General features: G+C 73.5%; 20 protein-coding genes. 8 read left to right on the top strand and 12 right to left on the bottom strand.

The window, feature by feature from the left end:
• Positions 1 to 7 precede the first annotated feature (7 nt).
• From AC069X_RS25775 to AC069X_RS25750, 6 genes are all read right to left on the bottom strand, one after another.
• Entirely contained in the window at positions 8 to 610 is a 603-nt protein-coding gene (locus tag AC069X_RS25775; protein WP_478731862.1) for a hypothetical protein, read from the bottom strand.
• A 51-nt stretch (positions 611 to 661) separates the two neighbouring features.
• Positions 662 to 1,438 (bottom strand): cytochrome c biogenesis CcdA family protein, encoded by a 777-nt coding sequence (locus tag AC069X_RS25770; RefSeq protein WP_478732001.1) that lies wholly within the window; start codon positions 1,436 to 1,438, stop codon positions 662 to 664.
• 2 nt (positions 1,439 to 1,440) lie between these two features.
• A complete protein-coding gene (locus tag AC069X_RS25765; protein ID WP_478731860.1) occupies positions 1,441 to 2,190 on the bottom strand; it encodes a TlpA family protein disulfide reductase in 750 nt (249 codons plus the stop codon).
• On the bottom strand, positions 2,187 to 2,939 hold the full coding sequence (locus AC069X_RS25760) for a thioredoxin family protein (protein ID WP_478731858.1): 753 nt from the start codon (positions 2,937 to 2,939) through the stop codon (positions 2,187 to 2,189). The genes AC069X_RS25765 and AC069X_RS25760 overlap by 4 nt, the downstream gene beginning before the upstream one ends.
• Before the next feature lie 337 nt (positions 2,940 to 3,276).
• The gene (locus tag AC069X_RS25755; protein WP_478731856.1) at positions 3,277 to 3,831 is read right to left on the bottom strand and encodes a hypothetical protein; all 555 of its coding nucleotides are present in this window, start codon (positions 3,829 to 3,831) and stop codon (positions 3,277 to 3,279) included.
• Positions 3,832 to 4,134: 303 nt separating this feature from the next.
• Positions 4,135 to 4,977 carry a CAP domain-containing protein gene (locus tag AC069X_RS25750; protein WP_478731854.1) on the bottom strand — a complete coding sequence of 281 codons (843 nt, stop codon included), beginning with the start codon at positions 4,975 to 4,977 and terminating at the stop codon, positions 4,135 to 4,137.
• A 369-nt stretch (positions 4,978 to 5,346) separates the two neighbouring features.
• On the opposite strand from AC069X_RS25750, the gene AC069X_RS25745 reads away from it, so the two are divergent.
• The 4 genes from AC069X_RS25745 (at position 5,347) to AC069X_RS25730 (ending at position 8,617) form a co-directional block, all read left to right on the top strand.
• Positions 5,347 to 5,649 (top strand): hypothetical protein, encoded by a 303-nt coding sequence (locus AC069X_RS25745; protein ID WP_478731852.1) that lies wholly within the window; start codon positions 5,347 to 5,349, stop codon positions 5,647 to 5,649.
• A 71-nt stretch (positions 5,650 to 5,720) separates the two neighbouring features.
• Complete coding sequence (locus tag AC069X_RS25740) at positions 5,721 to 6,653, top strand: helix-turn-helix domain-containing protein (RefSeq protein ID WP_478731850.1); 933 nt, start codon at positions 5,721 to 5,723, stop codon at positions 6,651 to 6,653.
• Positions 6,654 to 6,779: 126 nt separating this feature from the next.
• On the top strand, positions 6,780 to 7,676 hold the full coding sequence (locus AC069X_RS25735) for a dioxygenase family protein (protein ID WP_478731848.1): 897 nt from the start codon (positions 6,780 to 6,782) through the stop codon (positions 7,674 to 7,676).
• An 89-nt stretch (positions 7,677 to 7,765) separates the two neighbouring features.
• Positions 7,766 to 8,617, top strand: a complete 852-nt coding sequence (locus AC069X_RS25730) for a hypothetical protein (protein WP_478731846.1) — start codon at positions 7,766 to 7,768, stop codon at positions 8,615 to 8,617.
• Between the two features lie 13 nt (positions 8,618 to 8,630).
• Here the strand turns inward: AC069X_RS25730 and AC069X_RS25725 are convergent, their stop codons facing one another.
• Complete coding sequence (locus AC069X_RS25725) at positions 8,631 to 9,422, bottom strand: SDR family oxidoreductase (RefSeq protein ID WP_478732000.1); 792 nt, start codon at positions 9,420 to 9,422, stop codon at positions 8,631 to 8,633.
• A 48-nt stretch (positions 9,423 to 9,470) separates the two neighbouring features.
• Between AC069X_RS25725 and AC069X_RS25720 the strand changes: the two genes are divergently transcribed.
• Positions 9,471 to 10,094, top strand: a complete 624-nt coding sequence (locus AC069X_RS25720) for a TetR/AcrR family transcriptional regulator (protein ID WP_478731844.1) — start codon at positions 9,471 to 9,473, stop codon at positions 10,092 to 10,094.
• Between the two features lie 57 nt (positions 10,095 to 10,151).
• On the opposite strand, the gene AC069X_RS25715 is transcribed toward AC069X_RS25720, so the two are convergent.
• Positions 10,152 to 10,802, bottom strand: a complete 651-nt coding sequence (locus tag AC069X_RS25715; protein ID WP_478731842.1) for a glyoxalase — start codon at positions 10,800 to 10,802, stop codon at positions 10,152 to 10,154.
• A gap of 122 nt (positions 10,803 to 10,924) precedes the next feature.
• Between AC069X_RS25715 and AC069X_RS25710 the strand changes: the two genes are divergently transcribed.
• Positions 10,925 to 11,515: a hypothetical protein gene (locus AC069X_RS25710; protein WP_478731840.1), complete on the top strand. Its 591-nt coding sequence runs from the start codon at positions 10,925 to 10,927 to the stop codon at positions 11,513 to 11,515.
• A 1-nt stretch (position 11,516) separates the two neighbouring features.
• Here the strand turns inward: AC069X_RS25710 and AC069X_RS25705 are convergent, their stop codons facing one another.
• The 3 genes from AC069X_RS25705 to AC069X_RS25695 all read right to left on the bottom strand — a co-directional run bounded on the left by AC069X_RS25705 (position 11,517) and on the right by AC069X_RS25695 (position 13,146).
• The gene (locus AC069X_RS25705) at positions 11,517 to 11,792 is read right to left on the bottom strand and encodes a hypothetical protein (protein WP_478731838.1); all 276 of its coding nucleotides are present in this window, start codon (positions 11,790 to 11,792) and stop codon (positions 11,517 to 11,519) included.
• A gap of 306 nt (positions 11,793 to 12,098) precedes the next feature.
• On the bottom strand, positions 12,099 to 12,632 hold the full coding sequence (locus AC069X_RS25700; protein ID WP_478731836.1) for a DUF7822 domain-containing protein: 534 nt from the start codon (positions 12,630 to 12,632) through the stop codon (positions 12,099 to 12,101).
• 130 nt (positions 12,633 to 12,762) lie between these two features.
• Positions 12,763 to 13,146, bottom strand: a complete 384-nt coding sequence (locus AC069X_RS25695) for a VOC family protein (RefSeq protein ID WP_478731835.1) — start codon at positions 13,144 to 13,146, stop codon at positions 12,763 to 12,765.
• A gap of 160 nt (positions 13,147 to 13,306) precedes the next feature.
• Between AC069X_RS25695 and AC069X_RS25690 the strand changes: the two genes are divergently transcribed.
• Both AC069X_RS25690 and AC069X_RS25685 read left to right on the top strand, forming a co-directional pair.
• Positions 13,307 to 13,894 (top strand): SMI1/KNR4 family protein, encoded by a 588-nt coding sequence (locus tag AC069X_RS25690; RefSeq protein WP_478731833.1) that lies wholly within the window; start codon positions 13,307 to 13,309, stop codon positions 13,892 to 13,894.
• Positions 13,895 to 14,135: 241 nt separating this feature from the next.
• Positions 14,136 to 14,669 (top strand): RICIN domain-containing protein, encoded by a 534-nt coding sequence (locus AC069X_RS25685; protein ID WP_478731831.1) that lies wholly within the window; start codon positions 14,136 to 14,138, stop codon positions 14,667 to 14,669.
• 53 nt (positions 14,670 to 14,722) lie between these two features.
• On the opposite strand, the gene AC069X_RS25680 is transcribed toward AC069X_RS25685, so the two are convergent.
• Positions 14,723 to 15,466 (bottom strand): sporulation protein, encoded by a 744-nt coding sequence (locus AC069X_RS25680; RefSeq protein ID WP_478731829.1) that lies wholly within the window; start codon positions 15,464 to 15,466, stop codon positions 14,723 to 14,725.
• Positions 15,467 to 15,632: the final 166 nt, after the last annotated feature.

Here is a 15,632-nt window from a genome sequence, read left to right as displayed (position 1 = left end):
GGACACTCTAGGGGGAGTCGAACACCGGTCCGTCGCCGGTGACGCGCAGGCGTACGGGACGGTCGGAGACGGGGATGGTGCAGCCCTCCCGGGTGCTGCAACTGGCGTAGCCGAGCAGGACCGTCGCCTCCCCGGTGCCCTCGGCGCGGACGGGGAGCGTGGTGGTGACCGGGCCGTCCGGGTAGACGGGGACGGGGGCGTCGACCCCGGGCAGGCTGATCGGGCGGGCCTCCGCGGCGGCGGCCAGCCTGCCCTCCGCCTTCAGGGACCCGGCCACGGCCACGGCGGTCGGCCGGCCCACGCCCTCGACGCCGGTGGCGGGCAGTTCGGCGCTGTAGAGGTGGAAGCCCGGCTTCTCGGGCGTGAAGACGGCGGTCAGGGTGCCCTTGGACGACTGCCAGTCGGACACCGAGAGGGTGACGGTGACCCCGTTCTCGGTGAACCGTGCCGTGGGGACGGCGGCGGCCTTCTGCGCGGGTTGCGGCCCGCAGGCGGTGAGTACGGCCGCGGCGGCCAGGGCGGCCGTCATGGCGGCTGCCCTCCGGAGCGTCCGGAGCGTCCGGAGCGTCCGGGGGCGCTGGATCTGGCGCGGGTACGGGGAACCGTTCATGCGTGTTTGTCTTCCTCTCGTCCGGGTGTGCGTGTCTGTTGGGTGCGGGGATCAGAGGGCCGTGGTGAAGTCGGCGCTCCACAGCTGCAGTCGGTACACCAGGTCGTTCCACAGCCCCGTCGCCAGGGCGACGCCGACGAGGACGAGCAATCCGCCACCGGCCCGCAGCACCCACGCGTAGTGCCGTTTGACCAGGCCGAACGCGCCCAGCGCCCGGCGGAAGGCGAGCGCCGCCAGGACGAACGGCAGCCCCAGACCGAGGCAGTAGGCGGCCATCAGCAGGGCTCCGCGCACCGCGCTCGCCTCGGTCCAGGCCAGCGCCTGGACGGCCGCCAGCGTCGGGCCGATGCACGGGGTCCAGCCGACGGCGAAGACCGCCCCCAGCAGCGGCGCCCCGGCGAGCCCCAGCACCGGGCGGCGGTGGCTGCGGAACTCCCGCTGGGTGAACCCCGGCAGCAGCCCCATGAACGACAGCCCCATGAGCACGGTGAACACCCCGAGCACCTGGGTGACCGCCTCCTGGTGGGCCAGGAGGGTGCGTCCGAAGTAGCCGAAGAGGGCGCCGCCGGAGACGAGGACCGCCGTGAATCCGAGGACGAACAGCAGCGCCCCGGCCGCCATCCGGCTGCGCCTCCCGCCGCGCGCCTCCGCCAGGTCGGCGACCGAGAGGCTGGTCACGTAGCTGAGGTAGCCGGGTACGAGCGGCAGCACGCACGGCGACAGGAACGAGACCAGGCCCGCGACGAAGGCCACGGGGGCCGCGATGGCGAGGGTGCCGTTCAGGAGCGACGCGGTGTCCGTGGCGGCGAGCACCCAGGGGCCTGCCACCGTCACGGCGCCGGCTCCGCCGCCGGGTCCGCTGGCGGGTCCGGCTGCCGCTGCGGCTCCGGCCCCGACTCCCCTGCCGGCCCCGGCTGCCGCTCCGGTTCCGCCACCACGCGCGCGAGCAGGGGCCGCAGTTCCTCCTCGGTGACCGCGCCCCCGATCCCGGCGGCGATGCGGCCCCTCCGGTCGATCACGAGGGTCGAGGGAATCGCCTGCGGGTTGAGCAGCGCGGGCGGGAAGCGGAGCAGCAGGTCGCCTTCCGGGTCGTGGAGGCTGGGGAAGCCGAGGCCGTGCGCGCGGACGAACGACTGCGCGGCCGCCCGGTCCCGGTCCCGGGTGTTGATCCCGAGGAACGTCACCCCCTGGCCCCTGGTCTGGCGGCTCACGCGCTCCAGGTCGTCGGCCTCCGCCCGGCAGGGCGCGCACCAGGAGCCCCAGACGTTGACCACGACGACCTGGCCCCGGAGCCCGGCGAGGCTGACCGGCTTCCCGTCGAGGTCGGCACCGGCCAGGGCCGGCGCGTCCTGTCGGGCGCCGGGGGCGACGACGCTCGCCCCGGCCGCCGTCCGCACCCCGCCGGGGGCCGCCGGGCCCGCCGTGGCGGAGGCGTCCGCGCCGCCGTTGCCGTAGCCGCCGCCGTCGCCGTCCGTGGCGAGCCCCACGAGGGCGAGCGCGGCCGCCACGGCGAGTCCGGCCCCGGCCGGTACGGCGGCCGAGCGCGGGCGGGGGCGCGGGTGCGGGCGCGGTCGTCTCATGACGCCCACTGACGGAGGAAGGAGTTGATGCCGTCCGAGGTCAGCGACGGGTTGCCGGTCACGTGCGTGTCGGTGAGCACCTTGCCGGAGGGGGACACCGCGACCAGGACGGGCATCGTGTACGTCCCGCCGGAGGGGCTGTACTTGCGCAGCAGCGCCGAGTTGGCGGAGTTGCTGCCACCGATGTCGATCTTGACGAGGCGGTAGTCGGCCCCCAGGATCGCCGCCGTGGCCGGCTGGGCGAACACCTTGTCGGCGGCCTTGCAGTTGCCGCACCAGTTGGCGCCGAAGTCCAGCAGCACGGTCCGCCCGTCGGCCTTGGCCGCGCTCAGAGCCGCCTCGATCTGCTTCTTGGCGTCGGCCGAACCGTCGTAGCCGGGCCCGGGTACGCGCGCCGGCGCGGGGGCGACGGAGGCCGCGGGCTTACCGCTCCCGGCGGAGCCGCCCGTGGCGCGCGAGGGGGCGGGCGAGGACGCCGGCCGGGTTCCGGCGCTCGCGGAGGCGGAGGCGGAGGCCGGTGTGGACGGTGAGGCCGACGCGGTCGGGGACGCCTCGGCGGAGGCGGACGCGGACGCCGTCCCCGAGGGGAGGGCCTGAGCGGTCTGTCCGGCCGACGCGGGCGCGGCGGAACCCGCGGGCTGGGACGACGGCCCGCAGGCGGTGGTCAGCCCCGCCGCGACCACGGCCGCGGCGACGAGCGGAAGGCGCGTCCGCCGGAGCGCGGCGGAGCGGCGGACGGGTCGAGGCATGCGAGAACTCATGGCGAAGACACCCCAGGGCACGGTCGGATCGCGGGAGGGACGAGCGCGCCTCCCGGCACGGTGAAACCGTCGGCCCGACGCCGCGCCGGACGCCCCGTTCGGCACGTCCCGGCGCCGAGGGCCGCTCGGCTGACGCGAGCATAGGTCCGCTCGGCGCCGCCGGAACCGTCTCGGGCCGATCTTGAGGTTGCCCTAAGGAAGGGCTCACGTTCCGCTTCGCCGGAACCCGGACGGAACGGACGTATCCGCCGGCCGTGGTGAGTGGTTGAAGGTGAGGTTGAGGGTGAGGGTGAGGGGGCGGCGGGGTGCTCCGGGGCCGCCGGTCTCAGAAGGAGGTCTCGCGGACGCTGGCCTTCGCCGACGGGGTGATCGTGGCCGTGATGACCGACTTGTGGTCCGAGCCGGCGAACGTGACGGTGAGGACGTCGTCAGCCGTCTGCGAGGTGGTGGCCTTGAAACCGCGGCCCGGGATCGCGGAGATCAGGCACACGCCCCGGCTGCCGTACCGCACGGTGACCTTGCCCCCCTGCGAGGGAATGGTGTGCAGACCCGCGCCGCCCTGCCCGCAGTCGACGGCGTTCTTCGTGGGCTCGTTCCGCGGCGCCGCCGACGTGGCCTTGACGGGGCTCGGGGCCGCTGAGGACGGCTTCGGCGAGGTGCTCGGGGAGGCTTCGGGAGACGGGCTCGGGGACGGCGTCGCCGACGGGGAGCTCGACGCCGTCCAGGCCGGCGGCGTGTCGACGACCACCGGGGCGGACCGGGCCACCGGGGGCGTGTGCCGGGTCGTGCCGACCACGAACTGGACGGTGGCGAGCACGGCCGTCACGCTGGCGGCGGTGCACGACAGCCATATGAACAGGTAACGCGGAATCCGGGGCACCGCCCCATAGTGGCCGACGCCCGCGCGGCTCCGTCACCGCCTCCCCCTGTTCGTTCCGGTCCGGTCCCGTCGGCCTCCGACGTCCCGTCCCCGTGCCCGGTTCCGCGCCTGGTTCCGGGCCTGGTTCCGGGCCCGGTTGCGGCTCCGGTCGCAACTCCGGTTCCGGGAACGCCGACGTCCTCCGTGCCCGTGAACGGGCAGGAGGACGCCGTGGCCGCCGGGCGGCCGGTGGGGGACGTGGGGATGTGGGGGCGTGGGGGGTGTGGGGGGCGTACGGGATGGGTGGGGCGGAGGAGGCCCGGCTTACCTCGGGCTGCCGAAGTTCTGCGTCCACCACGGGCCGCCGTCGCCCTTGTGGACGCCTATGCCGATCTCCTTGAAGGAGCAGTTCAGGATGTTCGCCCGGTGGCCGGAGCTGTTCATCCACGCCTTCATGACCGCGGTGGCGTCGGCCTGGCCGCGGGCGATGTTCTCGCCGAGGCCGGACCACGCGTACCCGGCCGCCTCCACGCGGCTGGTCATGGTGGAACCGTCGGGACCCGTGTGGGACATGACGCCGCTGCGGGCCATCGTGTCGCTGTACGCGCGGGCGGCGTTGCTCAGCTTGGCGTTCATGGTCAGCGGGCCGCACCCGGCGGCCGCCCGCTCCTTGTTGACGAGGGAGAGGACCGCGGACTCGGCGTCGCTGTTGACCGTCCCGCCGCCGGAGCCCGAACCGCCGCCCGAGCCGCCGGAGCCACCCGAGCCGGAGGCCGAGCCGCCGCCCGTGGCCGGGGCGGGCTTGCGCGTGGGCTTGTCGGCGGGAGCCGGCGCCGAGCCGGAGTCGCCGCTGTCGCCTCCCGCAGCGGGCTTCGGGGGCGTGGGGGATCCCGAGGTGGCGGCGTCGGGCGAGCCGGACGGGTTCGCGCTCGCCGAAGCCGAAGCCGACGCCGAGGCCGACGCGTCGGCGCTGGGCGCGGGGGCATCCGTGGTGGCGGAGGCGGTGCCGACACCGTCGGCCGCGCCCGAGGCCCCGGACCCGGCCTTCGTACCGGCCGTGTCGACCCGCCGGTCCTTGCGGGTGTCACCGCCGGAATCGGCCACCGCCACCCCGACCGCGACCGCCGCCGCCGCCGCGGTGACCCCGAGCACGATACGGGTGCGCACCGCCTTCCTCCGGCGTGCCTCGGTACGGGGCGACGTTTCGGGAGTTCGGTTGCGGCTCATGCCGGTACACCTCACAGGAGAAGGGGAAGTGGGGACTCCGCCGAGCTTAGGTCGGTGATCATCCGAAATCGCCGCCAGGAGGGCCACTTCACGTTCCCTTAAGGAAGCCCGCAGGAAGGCCACAGGGAACCCATGGGGGCGAGCCGGACAATCCCCCCAACTCGCCCGGACGCCCGGGGAGTCCGCCCGCTTCCCCCGGCCCGCCGGCCGGCCCGCCCGGGCGCGGGGCTCCGCGCCCGGGCGCCGGAGCAGGGCGGTTGGCGCCCCGCCCGCAGGGTAGGAGCGTCCACGGGAGAACGGAGCAGGGGCATGGCCGATGAAACGGAGACCGCCGTCGAGGCGGCACTCGAACCGCACGAGCCGACGGCGGGCGAGGTCCGGGCTCGCGACCGGGTGCGGACCGAGGCGAAGGGCATGACCCACCATCAGGCAGCGGACATGCTCGCGCGGCTCCAGGACAGCGCGGGCCGCGCGGCCGGCGGCGACGCGGCCACCCGGGCGGCCCTGGCGGAATGGCACCGGATCACCGAACTCCTCGCCGGCCACGGCGGGCCGTACACCCTCGAAGCCGACCCCTACGCCCAGGGCCAGCTGACCGCCCGCGAGCGCTGACCTCCGGCTCGCCCGCCGTTCGTCCGTGATTGGTCTGTACCTGTTGAAGGGGTGGGCCGGAGACTTCGGGGATGGACCGGCTCCGGAACACCCGCCTCCCCGACCTGCCCCTGCACCGCCTTGAGGTGCCCCTCCCCCACCTGCTTCCCTTCGCGATCGGGACCTTCGACACCATCGGCCCGCTCTCCCGCGCCGCCTTCCCGCACCGGCACACCTTCTACGAGATCGTCTACGTGACCGGCGGGAGCGGCGCGCACGTGCTGGACCTGGTCCGCCGGCCGGTGGAGCCCCCGCAGTTGTGCGTGATCACCCCCGGCCAGGTCCACCACTGGGCCGAGGCCGACGACCTCACCGGGCACGTGGTGCTCTTCAACGAGGACTTCCTCCTGCCCCACGCGGACGACGCCTCCGCCCTGCGGGCACTGGCCGGCCGGCCGGGCCACCCGGCCGGTGACCAGGCCGCGCCGATCGCCGCGCTCCTGGCCGAGATGGGCGGCGAGTACCGGGACCTGCGGCCCGGCTACCAGAACGTGCTGCGCGCCTGCCTGCACATCCTGATCGCCCGGGCCTCACGGACCCCCGGCGCTGCCGGCACCCCACCGGACGCGCCGCTTCCGCCGGGCGACCGGGCGGCGGAACTGGCCTCCGCCTTCGGCCGGCTGCTCTGCGAGCCCGGAGCGGCGCAGCGGCCGGTCGGCTGGTACGCCCGGGAGCTCGGCGTGTCCGCCGGGCACTTCCAGACGCTCGTACGGCGGGCCACGGGACGTTCGCCGGGCAGCCTGATCCGGCAGCAGCAGACGCTGGAGGCGAAGAGGCTGCTGTCCGGCACGGACATGACCATCCGCCGGATATCGCACCTGGCCGGCTTCTCGGATCCGGCGTACTTCTGCCGGTTCTTCAGGAGGGAGACGGGGATGTCGCCGGGCGAGTTCCGTGCCCGGGCCGGTCGAAATCACCACGATCCCCGGATCGAGTCCATCGCCGCGCATCCGGACGGCCCGTAGGTTGGCTGCTGGCCGCGATCGGACCGGCCCGCCCGGGACGGGTCCCCGCCAGGGTCCGTCCCGTCCGGCCCGGCCGTCCTCCCCCTTCGCGCGCCCACCCCCACCCGTCCATGCGAGGAGGCCTCGATGCCCGCACCCCAGGAGCCCACCGCAGCACCCGCACCAGCACCCGCACCCGAATCCGGATCCGAATCCGAATCCGAACCCACGGGGAACGAACGCGGGGTCAGCCGCAAGACCGTGCTGCGCGCCGCCGCCGCACTCGGCGCCGCCCCGCTGCTGATCGGGGCGCCGGTCGCGCTCGCCCGCGAGCATCCGGTCACGGGCGGCGCCGCCCTCGCCCCGACCCCGGACTGCCACGACGGCGACGAGCCGACGGTGGAGCAGATGGAGGGCCCGTACTTCAAGCCCAACTCCCCGCTGCGGAACTCCCTGGTCACGAGCGGTACTCCGGGCGCCCGGCTCACCGTCACCGGGTACGTCTTCGGGCGGGGCTGCCTGCCGATCCCCGGCGTACTCCTCGACTTCTGGCAGGCGGACCACAGCGGCGCGTACGACAACAGCGGCTACCGCTTCCGCGGCCACCAGTTCACCACGGCGCAGGGCTCGTTCAGCCTCACCACCGTCGTTCCGGGCCTCTACCCCGGCCGCACCCGCCACCTCCACGTCAAACTCCAGGCGCCCGGACGCCGGGTGGTGACCACGCAGCTGTACTTCCCGGACGAGCCGCGCAACAACACGGACTCCCTCTTCGACAGCCGCCTGCTGATGAACGTGCGCCAGGCCGGGCCCGGCCGGGAAGGCACCTTCGACTTCGTCCTGGACGTCCCACAGGACCCGACCACCCCGCCGACCACTCCCCCGCCGACGACCCCGCCCACCGGCACCTGGACACCGGGCCGGGCCTACCGGGCCGGCGACGGGACCACGTACGCGGGACTCGCGTACCGCTGCCTGCAGGCGCACACCGCGGTCGCCGGCTGGGAGCCGCCGAACGTCCCGGCGCTCTGGCAGCGCCTCTGAGGAGCGCCCGGGCCCCGCCCCCGCCCGGCGGTGCCGTACCGGGCGGGGGCGGGGCCCGGGCCGGATCCGGGACGGCTTAGGGTCGGCCCGTGAACACGGCAGACGACGACCGCGACGACCGCACCGCCCTCGACCTCCTCGACGCCCACCTGGAAGACCTGTGGCGGGCCGCCTGCGAGCTCCGGCGGGGGAACCGGGCCGTCGTCCCCGAGGCGCCGCGCGATCCGGCCGAGGTCGCCGCGGACGGCACGGCCACGGAGCTCCTGCGGTGGGGGTACGCGGAGCTGGCCCGCATCCCGCGCTCCCCGGCCGACGCGTTCGCCCGCGGCGCCGGCACCACGGTCACGGAGCTGCGGCGCCGCCGCAGCCCCTGGAACGCGGCGGCGCTGCGCCTGCTGACGGACTCGTACGTCTTCCTCGCCACCGGTCCGCGCCGGCACGAGGACTGGGCCGAGGACGTGCTCGCCCTGATGCACCGGGAGGTCGCGGACCCGCGCGGCTGGCTGCGGCTCGACTCCGACCACACGAACGACGCCCGCCACGCCGTGCCGGCCTACCCCTTCGCCCCGCCGCCCGCCGCCGCCTTCCGGGACCGCCTGTACGAGCTGGAGCCGGCGGGGGCCGTCACCGCGCTCGCCGTCATGGCGGAGGACTGGGGTGACGAGCGGCCCGTACGGGACCGCCCGGAGCGCGACGCGCTGCTGGCCGACGCGCGGTTCCTGCTGGACCGCTACGGCCCCGGCGCCCGGTTCTGGACGAACGCCCTCGACGCGGCGGCGGACCCCGCCCGGGACTTCGTCCGGGCCGGCCTCAAGGGCACGAGGGTCCACGAGTTCATCACCGACGCGTACATCAACGGCCTCGACCTGTTGGAGGAGCTGGGCCTCATCGCCGTGTCCGACGACGAGGTCGGGGTCTTCTGGTCCATCGGCGCCTACTGAGCCGGCCGCCCGGTCACGCCCCTCCTGGGCCGTGACCACCGACGCGCGGGCCGAGGAACAGTCCGCCACTCGCGTCGATGACCTGGCCGGTGATCCAGCGGGCGCCGTCGGAGGCGAGGAAGGCGACCACGTCGGCGACGTCGCCGGGCCCGCCGAGCCGGTCGAGCGCGGTCATGCCGGCGATCCGTCCGGCGAGGTCCGGCACGTCGTCGAAGACCGCGGAGTTGTCCGGGGTCCTGGTCGCGCCGGGGGCGACCGCGTTCACCGTGATCCCCCGGGGGCCGGTCTGGTTGGCCAGCGTCCTGCTCATCGCCTCGACCGCGGCCTTCGTCATCGCGAAGGACGTCTGGGCCGGGTTGGCCATCCGGGTCGCGACCGAGGAGATCGTGATGATCCGGCCTCCGTCACGCAGCAGCGGCAGCGCGCGCTCGATGATGAAGTACGGCGCCCGCACGTTCACCGCGAAGAGGTGGTCGAACTCCGCCCGGGTCGTCACGCCGAGCGGGCCGGCCGGCGCGGCCGCGGCGTTGTTGACGAGGACGTCGAGCGGCCGGCCGGCCAAGGCGGCCTCGACTCCGGCGAAGAGCGTCTCGACATCGCCGTCCACGCCCAGCTCGGCCCGGACGGCCATCGCGGTCCCGCCGGCGCGTTCCACCTCCTCGACCGTGGCCGCCGCCCCGCCGCCGTCCGCGCCGAAGTGCACGATGACCATGGCTCCTTCGGCCCCGAGGCGGGTCGCGATCGCCCGCCCGATGCCGCGCGACGCTCCCGTCACCAGAGCCGTCCTGTCCGCCCGGTCCGCCATGCCGCCCCCGTTGATGTGAGTGACTAACACAATGTTAGTGTCTACCATATGCGTGGAGAGCAGCCAACCCTGCGGGAACGCCGGCGGTCCGAGACCCGGCGCACGATCCAGAGGAACGCCGTGCGCCTGTTCACCCGTCACGGCTACGACACGGTGACGGTGGCCGACGTCGCCGAGGCCGCCGGCGTCTCGGCCATGACCGTGTACAGGCATTTCGCCACCAAGGAGGACCTCGTCCTCGTGGAGCAGCCGGCCCGGGTCATCGCCGAGCGCGTCGCCGCGTCCTCGGCGGCGGAGCCCCTGGTGCGCCGCGTCGGGGGTGCCCTCGTCGAGGCGGCGGCGGCACTGACCGGCGGCCGGGGGGCGGAACCGGCGGCGGACGAACGGTTCCTGCTGGACTGCCTCCGGCTCATGACCACCACTCCGGCACTGCGGGCCCGGCACCTGGACAGTCAGTACGCGCTGCAACAGGCCATCGTCGGCGCCCTCGCCGTCGACACCGCCGACCCCGACGCCCACTTCGCCGCGCAGGCCGCGACCGCCGCCTGCCTGGCGGCGATGCACACGGCCCTGACGCGCTGGGCCGAGGACGCCGGGCGGCCGGACCTCCCGGACCTCATCGCGCGAGCCCTCGCGGCCGCCTTCGGTGACGCCGCCTCCACCACCGGCTGACCCTCGGCGGCGGGGTTCCCGGAGCTCACCCGCGTGGCCGCGCGGCGTGGGGACGGGCTATGCGGCGGGTTCCGCGGCGGCCTCCCACGTGAAGCCGTCCGGGTCGGTGAAGGCTTCGGCGGCGCCGCCGAGGACGACGCGGTGCGAGCCCGTGCCCTCGACGGGGACGCCGAGGTCCTTGGCCAGGGCGCGGCGCTTGTACAGCGCCAGCTTGACGGGGCCGGCCTGGCCCGGGGCGAACTCGACGTACTTGCCGCCGAAGCTCTTGGCCACGGTCAGGCCCCGGCCGACGTAGAGCTTCTTGGTCTCCTTGACGGCTTCGACGCCGAGCAGCAGGACGAGCTCGTCGATCCGGCGCGTGTCGGGGCCGGTGTCCTTCTTCGCGGAGGTCGCGATCTTCCAGATCGTGCCGTCCGGGGCCTGGACGACGCCGCCGTAGCCCCACAGCGACTTCGCGGCGGGCTTCAGCACCGTGGCGCCGGCGTCCACGGCCGCGCCGAGGAAGCCGTCGACGGTGGCCGGACCGGACACCGTCAGCCCCAGCGTGAAGCCGCGGAAGCCGGTCGAGTGCGCCTCGGACGCCCGCAGCCGGATGTACGGGGCCACGCCGAAGGCGGTGTAGAAGCGGAGAGCGGCCTCGGGGTCGGCCACCTCAAGGGTGACGGACGCGAGGGACGTGTGGGGCGCGGTGGAAGTCGTGGTTGCCATGACCCCCACGCTAGGGGCCGTACGGCTGCCGGGGCTTCTCGAATCCTGACCACCGTAGCGGCCTCCGCCGGGGGGGGGGGGCGGGCGGTCCGGGCCGGGGGCGGGGCGGATAGCGTGCGGGCATGTCTGGGACAGGGAAGAGGCGGGTGCTGTACCGGCAGGGCAGCGGGTTCTGGCGGATGACGGCGAAGTGGGTCCTGGTCTTCGGGGCCCTGTACCTGCTGGACGGCGGACTGCTGCGGTCGTGGGGGGACGCCGTGGTCGTGCCGATGATCGGGGTCCTGCTGTGGGTGCCGTTCGGGATCGGCGTCGTCTGGTACGCGAGGAAGGACCAGTGGGTCGTGCTGACGACGCGTGAACTGCGGGTGCGGCGCAAACGGCTGCCGATGGAGGAGGTGAACCTGCTGCACGTGGCGCGGCTGTGGCTGGAGGGATGGTCGACCGCCGACGACCGGCCGGTGCGGGACTGGACACGGTCCACCCGGGTGGTGTGGGTGCCGCTGCGGGACGGCCGGGCGTTCGGCGTGGAGTTCCGCGACCCTGCCGCGTTCGCGGAGGTCTTCGGCGACTTCGCGGTCGGGGCGTGCGGGGGGCCGGACGTCGTCCGCGCGAGGGCCGCGACGGAGACCTACCCGGAGCCGCGCCCGACGTGGGCCCGCTCCGGGGCGGCTTCCGAAGGGTCCGGGCTGGACTTCCTGGACCTCTTCGGCTGAGTCACGTGTGCCGCATCACCTGGTAGATCGTCTCCGAAGCCGGCCCGGGGTGGGGGGTATTGTGCCAGCCGATCTCCTGGGCGCGCGTCGTGATGGCTTGGCGGGCGGCTTCCAGAACCGTTTCGTCCTCGTAGAACGCGATCGACAGCCCGTTGCCCGTGGCCGGGTCGACCAGATGGTAGGCCCCGTGGACGCCGGGTACCCGGGCCACCGCGTCCAGCACCCACTGCCGGTCGTCATCCGGCATCGGCTGCCATACCGCCACTCGCGCCAGCACGACGTTCCTCCGTCCTCCGTCTTCGTGGTGCCTCGCGCGCCCGTGGCCCGTAGGGCTGGATCGGATGTGGAGGCGGGAGGCGGCTGTTGAGCCCGTCAGCCATGGTGCCCCGTGCAGACGCCGCCGCCGGCCGACGCGGCGGGCCGCCGGGCCGTGCTTCACCCGCCCGGCACCGCCGCCGGGACCGCCGACCGCCGCGAGCCCGTCCGCACGCCGGGAACCCGTCCGCACGCCACGGCCTCGGGCTCCGCCCCCCCCCCCCCCCCCCCCGGGGCGGGAGGGCACGGCACCGCGCCGCGGGGACCGTCAGCCGGGGAAGGAGAAGTAGAGCGCCTCGCTGTAGAAGGACCCGAAGTGGCTCTGCCAGTCGGCTCGTACCGAGGCCAGCCAGTCGTCGTTCCGGCCCGCGATCGCCGCCTCCGCCCTGGCGACGGCGGAGGGGATGTCCTCGGACGCCAGACGCCGGACGCTCTCCGCCGGATCGTCGCTCGACATCGAGACGACCTCCCCGGTTTCGAGGATGAAGTACTTCGCCTGCTGCTTCTCCAGGTGGGCCGCGGTCCTGGCGGCGCATTCGGCGAACTCGGCGTCGTCCTCCAGGCCCTTGCCCACCTCGCGCAGGAGGTCACGGAGCAGGGCCGCCCCGCCGGCGTAGTCGGCGGCGATGCCGATCGGAGGGTTCCAGATCATGGACGGGACGACCGTCGTCCCGCGACCCACCATGAGCTGGTGCGCGAGGGGGATGTCCCAGTTGTGCTGGGATATGCACAGGACCCGCTGGGGAATCTCCGCCTCGTTCGGCATCGAGTCGGCGGAGTAGAGATAGGAACGGTTTGCCATGGCGGCGACACTAACACCGGGGACCGACAGCGCCGGGGCGGTGCGGACGCCGCCCGTCACCCGCCCGCTCCGTCCTCGGAGCGGGGGCATCAGGGGCCGGCTGTGGCCGCGTGCCGTGCGGCCCCCGGCGTCAGTCGTTCTCGGCGGCCCGGTCCGACTCGCTGCGCAGGACGCAGAATTCGTTGCCTTCGGGATCGGCGAGGACGGCCCAGCCCGACCCGTCGGGGTTGCGGTGATCGGCGACGAAGGTGGCGCCGAGGGCCAGCAGCCGGTCGACCTCCTGGTCGCGTGAGGTCTCGGGGCGCAGGCACAGATGGACGCGGTTCTTGATCGTCTTGGCCTCGGGCACCTGGTTGAAGTACAGGACCGGACCCTCCGCCAGCAGCACTTGTGTCTCCCGGTCACCCGGTCCGGCGTCCGGATCCACCGGACGGCCCGTCACACCGCTCCAGAACCGGGCCAGCCCGTAGGCATCCGCACAGTCGATCGCCACGTTCTGCACTACCGAAAACATGGCCCAAGCCTTCCCGACGTTCACGCCAGATGCCAAGTGACCTGTGACGCGGGTCTCTTCGTTTCGCAGCCTTGCTCTCTTCGCGTGATCGTTCGCCTTGCGAAGTGACCTCTCGCCGCGGGGCAACCGCGTCACCTGCCCCAAACTACAGTTCCGGATCGTGACCGATGCCACCCACCGCACTGCTGCGGACGACGACGCGCTCCTGGAGAGGCTGCATGCACTCGCATGGGGCCCGGGAGGCATGATCCCTCCTCGCGGCATGAGCCTCCCCGACAAGCCCTTCCCGCCTGTCACATTCGCCCAAGTCGAGCACGCGGAAAAGAAGCTCGGATATTCGCTGCCCGAGTTGCTTCGACGCATCTACACCGAAATCGGTGACGGAGGATTCGGGCCGGATGGCGGCCTCGCATCACTGATACCGCGCAGCGTTCCGCATTGGCACGTCCAGGACTGGCCCTGCGCAACCGCCATCCACGACCAGCGGCCAGGATGGGGGCCACCGGCGTCGTGGTTCTTCCTGACGGGTGGCGGCTGCACCATGGAGTGGTACGTCTCCCTGATGGCGATCGACAACCCGGTGCTTCTCTGGGACGCCGACGGCTGGGAGCCGGACTGGGGCCAGAACCCTCACGATGGCCTGCGCTACGCAGCACCGTCTCTGCGCCAATGGCTGTGGACCTGGGCGGATGGAGGGGACGTGTGGGACGAGGCGCTGGTGCAGATCAAGAAGGACCTCGGCAACTGAACGTGTCCCACACGGCGATCCCCATGGGCCCGGCAAACACGGAGCAAGTCTGCAGAGACACATCTCATGGGGCACCGAACGCCGGACGCAACGGAGCCCGTGTACTGGGGCGTGGCCGCGGCGTCATTCGGTCATCCCTCTCATGAACCCCACATCGGGCGGTTGCCGGACCTTACTCTTCCGCCGAGTGCTGCTTCTGCGGCTTGTGTGACGAGATGGGGAGAGCTCTGCCATGGGATCCGTGCGTTCGTCAGTCCTTCGTACCGGTGTCGCCGCCGCCGCGATGCTGTCGGTGGCCACCTTGCCGGTCGTGCCCGCCCAGGCCGACTCCGGGAACTCGGACACCGGGGCGTCGGTCGCCACGCGGAACAGGTGGGCGAACATCGGCACCGGCAAGTGTCTGGACGTACGGGCCGGATCGCTCAGCGACTCCGCGGTCATCCAGCAGTTCAGCTGCAAGGACGAGCTGCACCAGAAGTTCTGGACCGATCCCCTCCTGGGCGAGCCGTACACCTTCATCAACCCGGGTCACGCGACGTTGATGTGCGTCCAGCCGACCACCCTCGACTCGACCGGACTCATCGTCCAGCGGAGCTGCACCCACACCGACGGCCAGAAGTGGGAGTTCGTCTGGCAGAGCGGCGGAGCCATGATCAAGAGCAAGGTCAGCGGACTCTGCCTCGCGGACGCCGGCATGCCGAACGGCAGCCGGCGCGAGGTCCGGCAGCTGCCCTGCACCGGCGAGGCCGGCCAGCTCTGGCTCAACCGCGCCTAGGACCCGTAGGCCCCGCCGGTCGTGAGGGCGGCGGGGCCGGGGCGGGGGGTGGGCTACAGGGCGAAGTGCTTGGCCAGGAGCCCCTTCAGCCAGGCCGTGGTGCCGGCCTGGTCGGTCGCCTGGGCGTACGAGAACGCGTGCGGGCCCGTCGAGCCGATGACGAGGTCCAGGGAGTCCCCGCGCGCGATGAACACGGTCTCCAGCTGTTCGTCCCGGCCGGAGCCGGCCGGGTACCAGAACTCGAACTCCTGCCAGTGCTTGGCCTGCGAGTTGTGCCCGCCGTTCACCACCCCGTGCTTGACCTCCGCCTCGTCGAGCCGGAAGCCGAGGTCCAGGTAGGCCTGGAGAATCGTTTCCTGGGCCGGCAGGGCGTGGACCTCGAACTCGTCGAAGTCGCCCTTGTCCACCGCGTTGTCGACCGCGAGTTCGGTCCGCACGGCCACCCTGCCGCCCTTGACGGCGCGGCCCAGCGCGTGGGTCAGCGGCGTCTCCCAGGGCAGGTCGAAGGCCACGTCCCAGGTGAGCGTCTCACCCGCGTGCAGCGTGAACGCGCCGTCCCCCGGCTGCCAGGTGAGCAGCACGCCCGGGTTGTTCCACGCGGTCTCGGAGGTCTCGTCGTCCTCGAAGCGCGTGACGACCTCCAGCGCGAACCGGTCGATGCGGACGTCCGCACCGCCGCCCCGTACCGTCACCTTGGCCGTCAGCTGGTCGCCCGGGCGTACGGCCGTGCTGCCCAGCACGGTCTCCACACTGGGCGCGTTGATGCCGAGCGAGCTGAGGAGTTTGCGGAATGCCACGTCTGTGTCCCCTCCCTGACGTTCCGGGTCGAACGTCCTTGCGGGCACTCTAGGGGATCAGCCCGTCAGGAAGCGGCGGGAGCGTAGACGAGGACCACGACGCCGGTGTCCAGGGTCATCGGGGGCCTCCGCTCGCGGCCCCGGCGCGGACACGAGCCGGGCGAGC

It is taken from the genome of Streptomyces sp. NPDC043896 (assembly GCF_056435605.1).
This window is presented reverse-complemented; position numbering and strand designations above follow the sequence as displayed.

What these genes read in the sequence shown, in the direction of transcription:
- AC069X_RS25765 (WP_478731860.1), bottom strand. Translation starts at nt 2,190, where the DNA reads ATGAGACGACCGCGCCCGCACCCGCGCCCCCGCCCGCGCTCGGCCGCC.
- AC069X_RS25715 (WP_478731842.1), bottom strand. Translation starts at nt 10,802, where the DNA reads ATGGCAACCACGACTTCCACCGCGCCCCACACGTCCCTCGCGTCCGTC.
- AC069X_RS25720 (WP_478731844.1), top strand. Translation starts at nt 9,471, where the DNA reads ATGCGTGGAGAGCAGCCAACCCTGCGGGAACGCCGGCGGTCCGAGACC.
- AC069X_RS25760 (WP_478731858.1), bottom strand. Translation starts at nt 2,939, where the DNA reads ATGCCTCGACCCGTCCGCCGCTCCGCCGCGCTCCGGCGGACGCGCCTT.
- AC069X_RS25695 (WP_478731835.1), bottom strand. Translation starts at nt 13,146, where the DNA reads ATGTTTTCGGTAGTGCAGAACGTGGCGATCGACTGTGCGGATGCCTAC.
- AC069X_RS25700 (WP_478731836.1), bottom strand. Translation starts at nt 12,632, where the DNA reads ATGGCAAACCGTTCCTATCTCTACTCCGCCGACTCGATGCCGAACGAG.
- AC069X_RS25775 (WP_478731862.1), bottom strand. Translation starts at nt 610, where the DNA reads ATGAACGGTTCCCCGTACCCGCGCCAGATCCAGCGCCCCCGGACGCTC.
- AC069X_RS25745 (WP_478731852.1), top strand. Translation starts at nt 5,347, where the DNA reads ATGGCCGATGAAACGGAGACCGCCGTCGAGGCGGCACTCGAACCGCAC.
- AC069X_RS25740 (WP_478731850.1), top strand. Translation starts at nt 5,721, where the DNA reads ATGGACCGGCTCCGGAACACCCGCCTCCCCGACCTGCCCCTGCACCGC.
- AC069X_RS25710 (WP_478731840.1), top strand. Translation starts at nt 10,925, where the DNA reads ATGTCTGGGACAGGGAAGAGGCGGGTGCTGTACCGGCAGGGCAGCGGG.
- AC069X_RS25725 (WP_478732000.1), bottom strand. Translation starts at nt 9,422, where the DNA reads ATGGCGGACCGGGCGGACAGGACGGCTCTGGTGACGGGAGCGTCGCGC.
- AC069X_RS25735 (WP_478731848.1), top strand. Translation starts at nt 6,780, where the DNA reads ATGCCCGCACCCCAGGAGCCCACCGCAGCACCCGCACCAGCACCCGCA.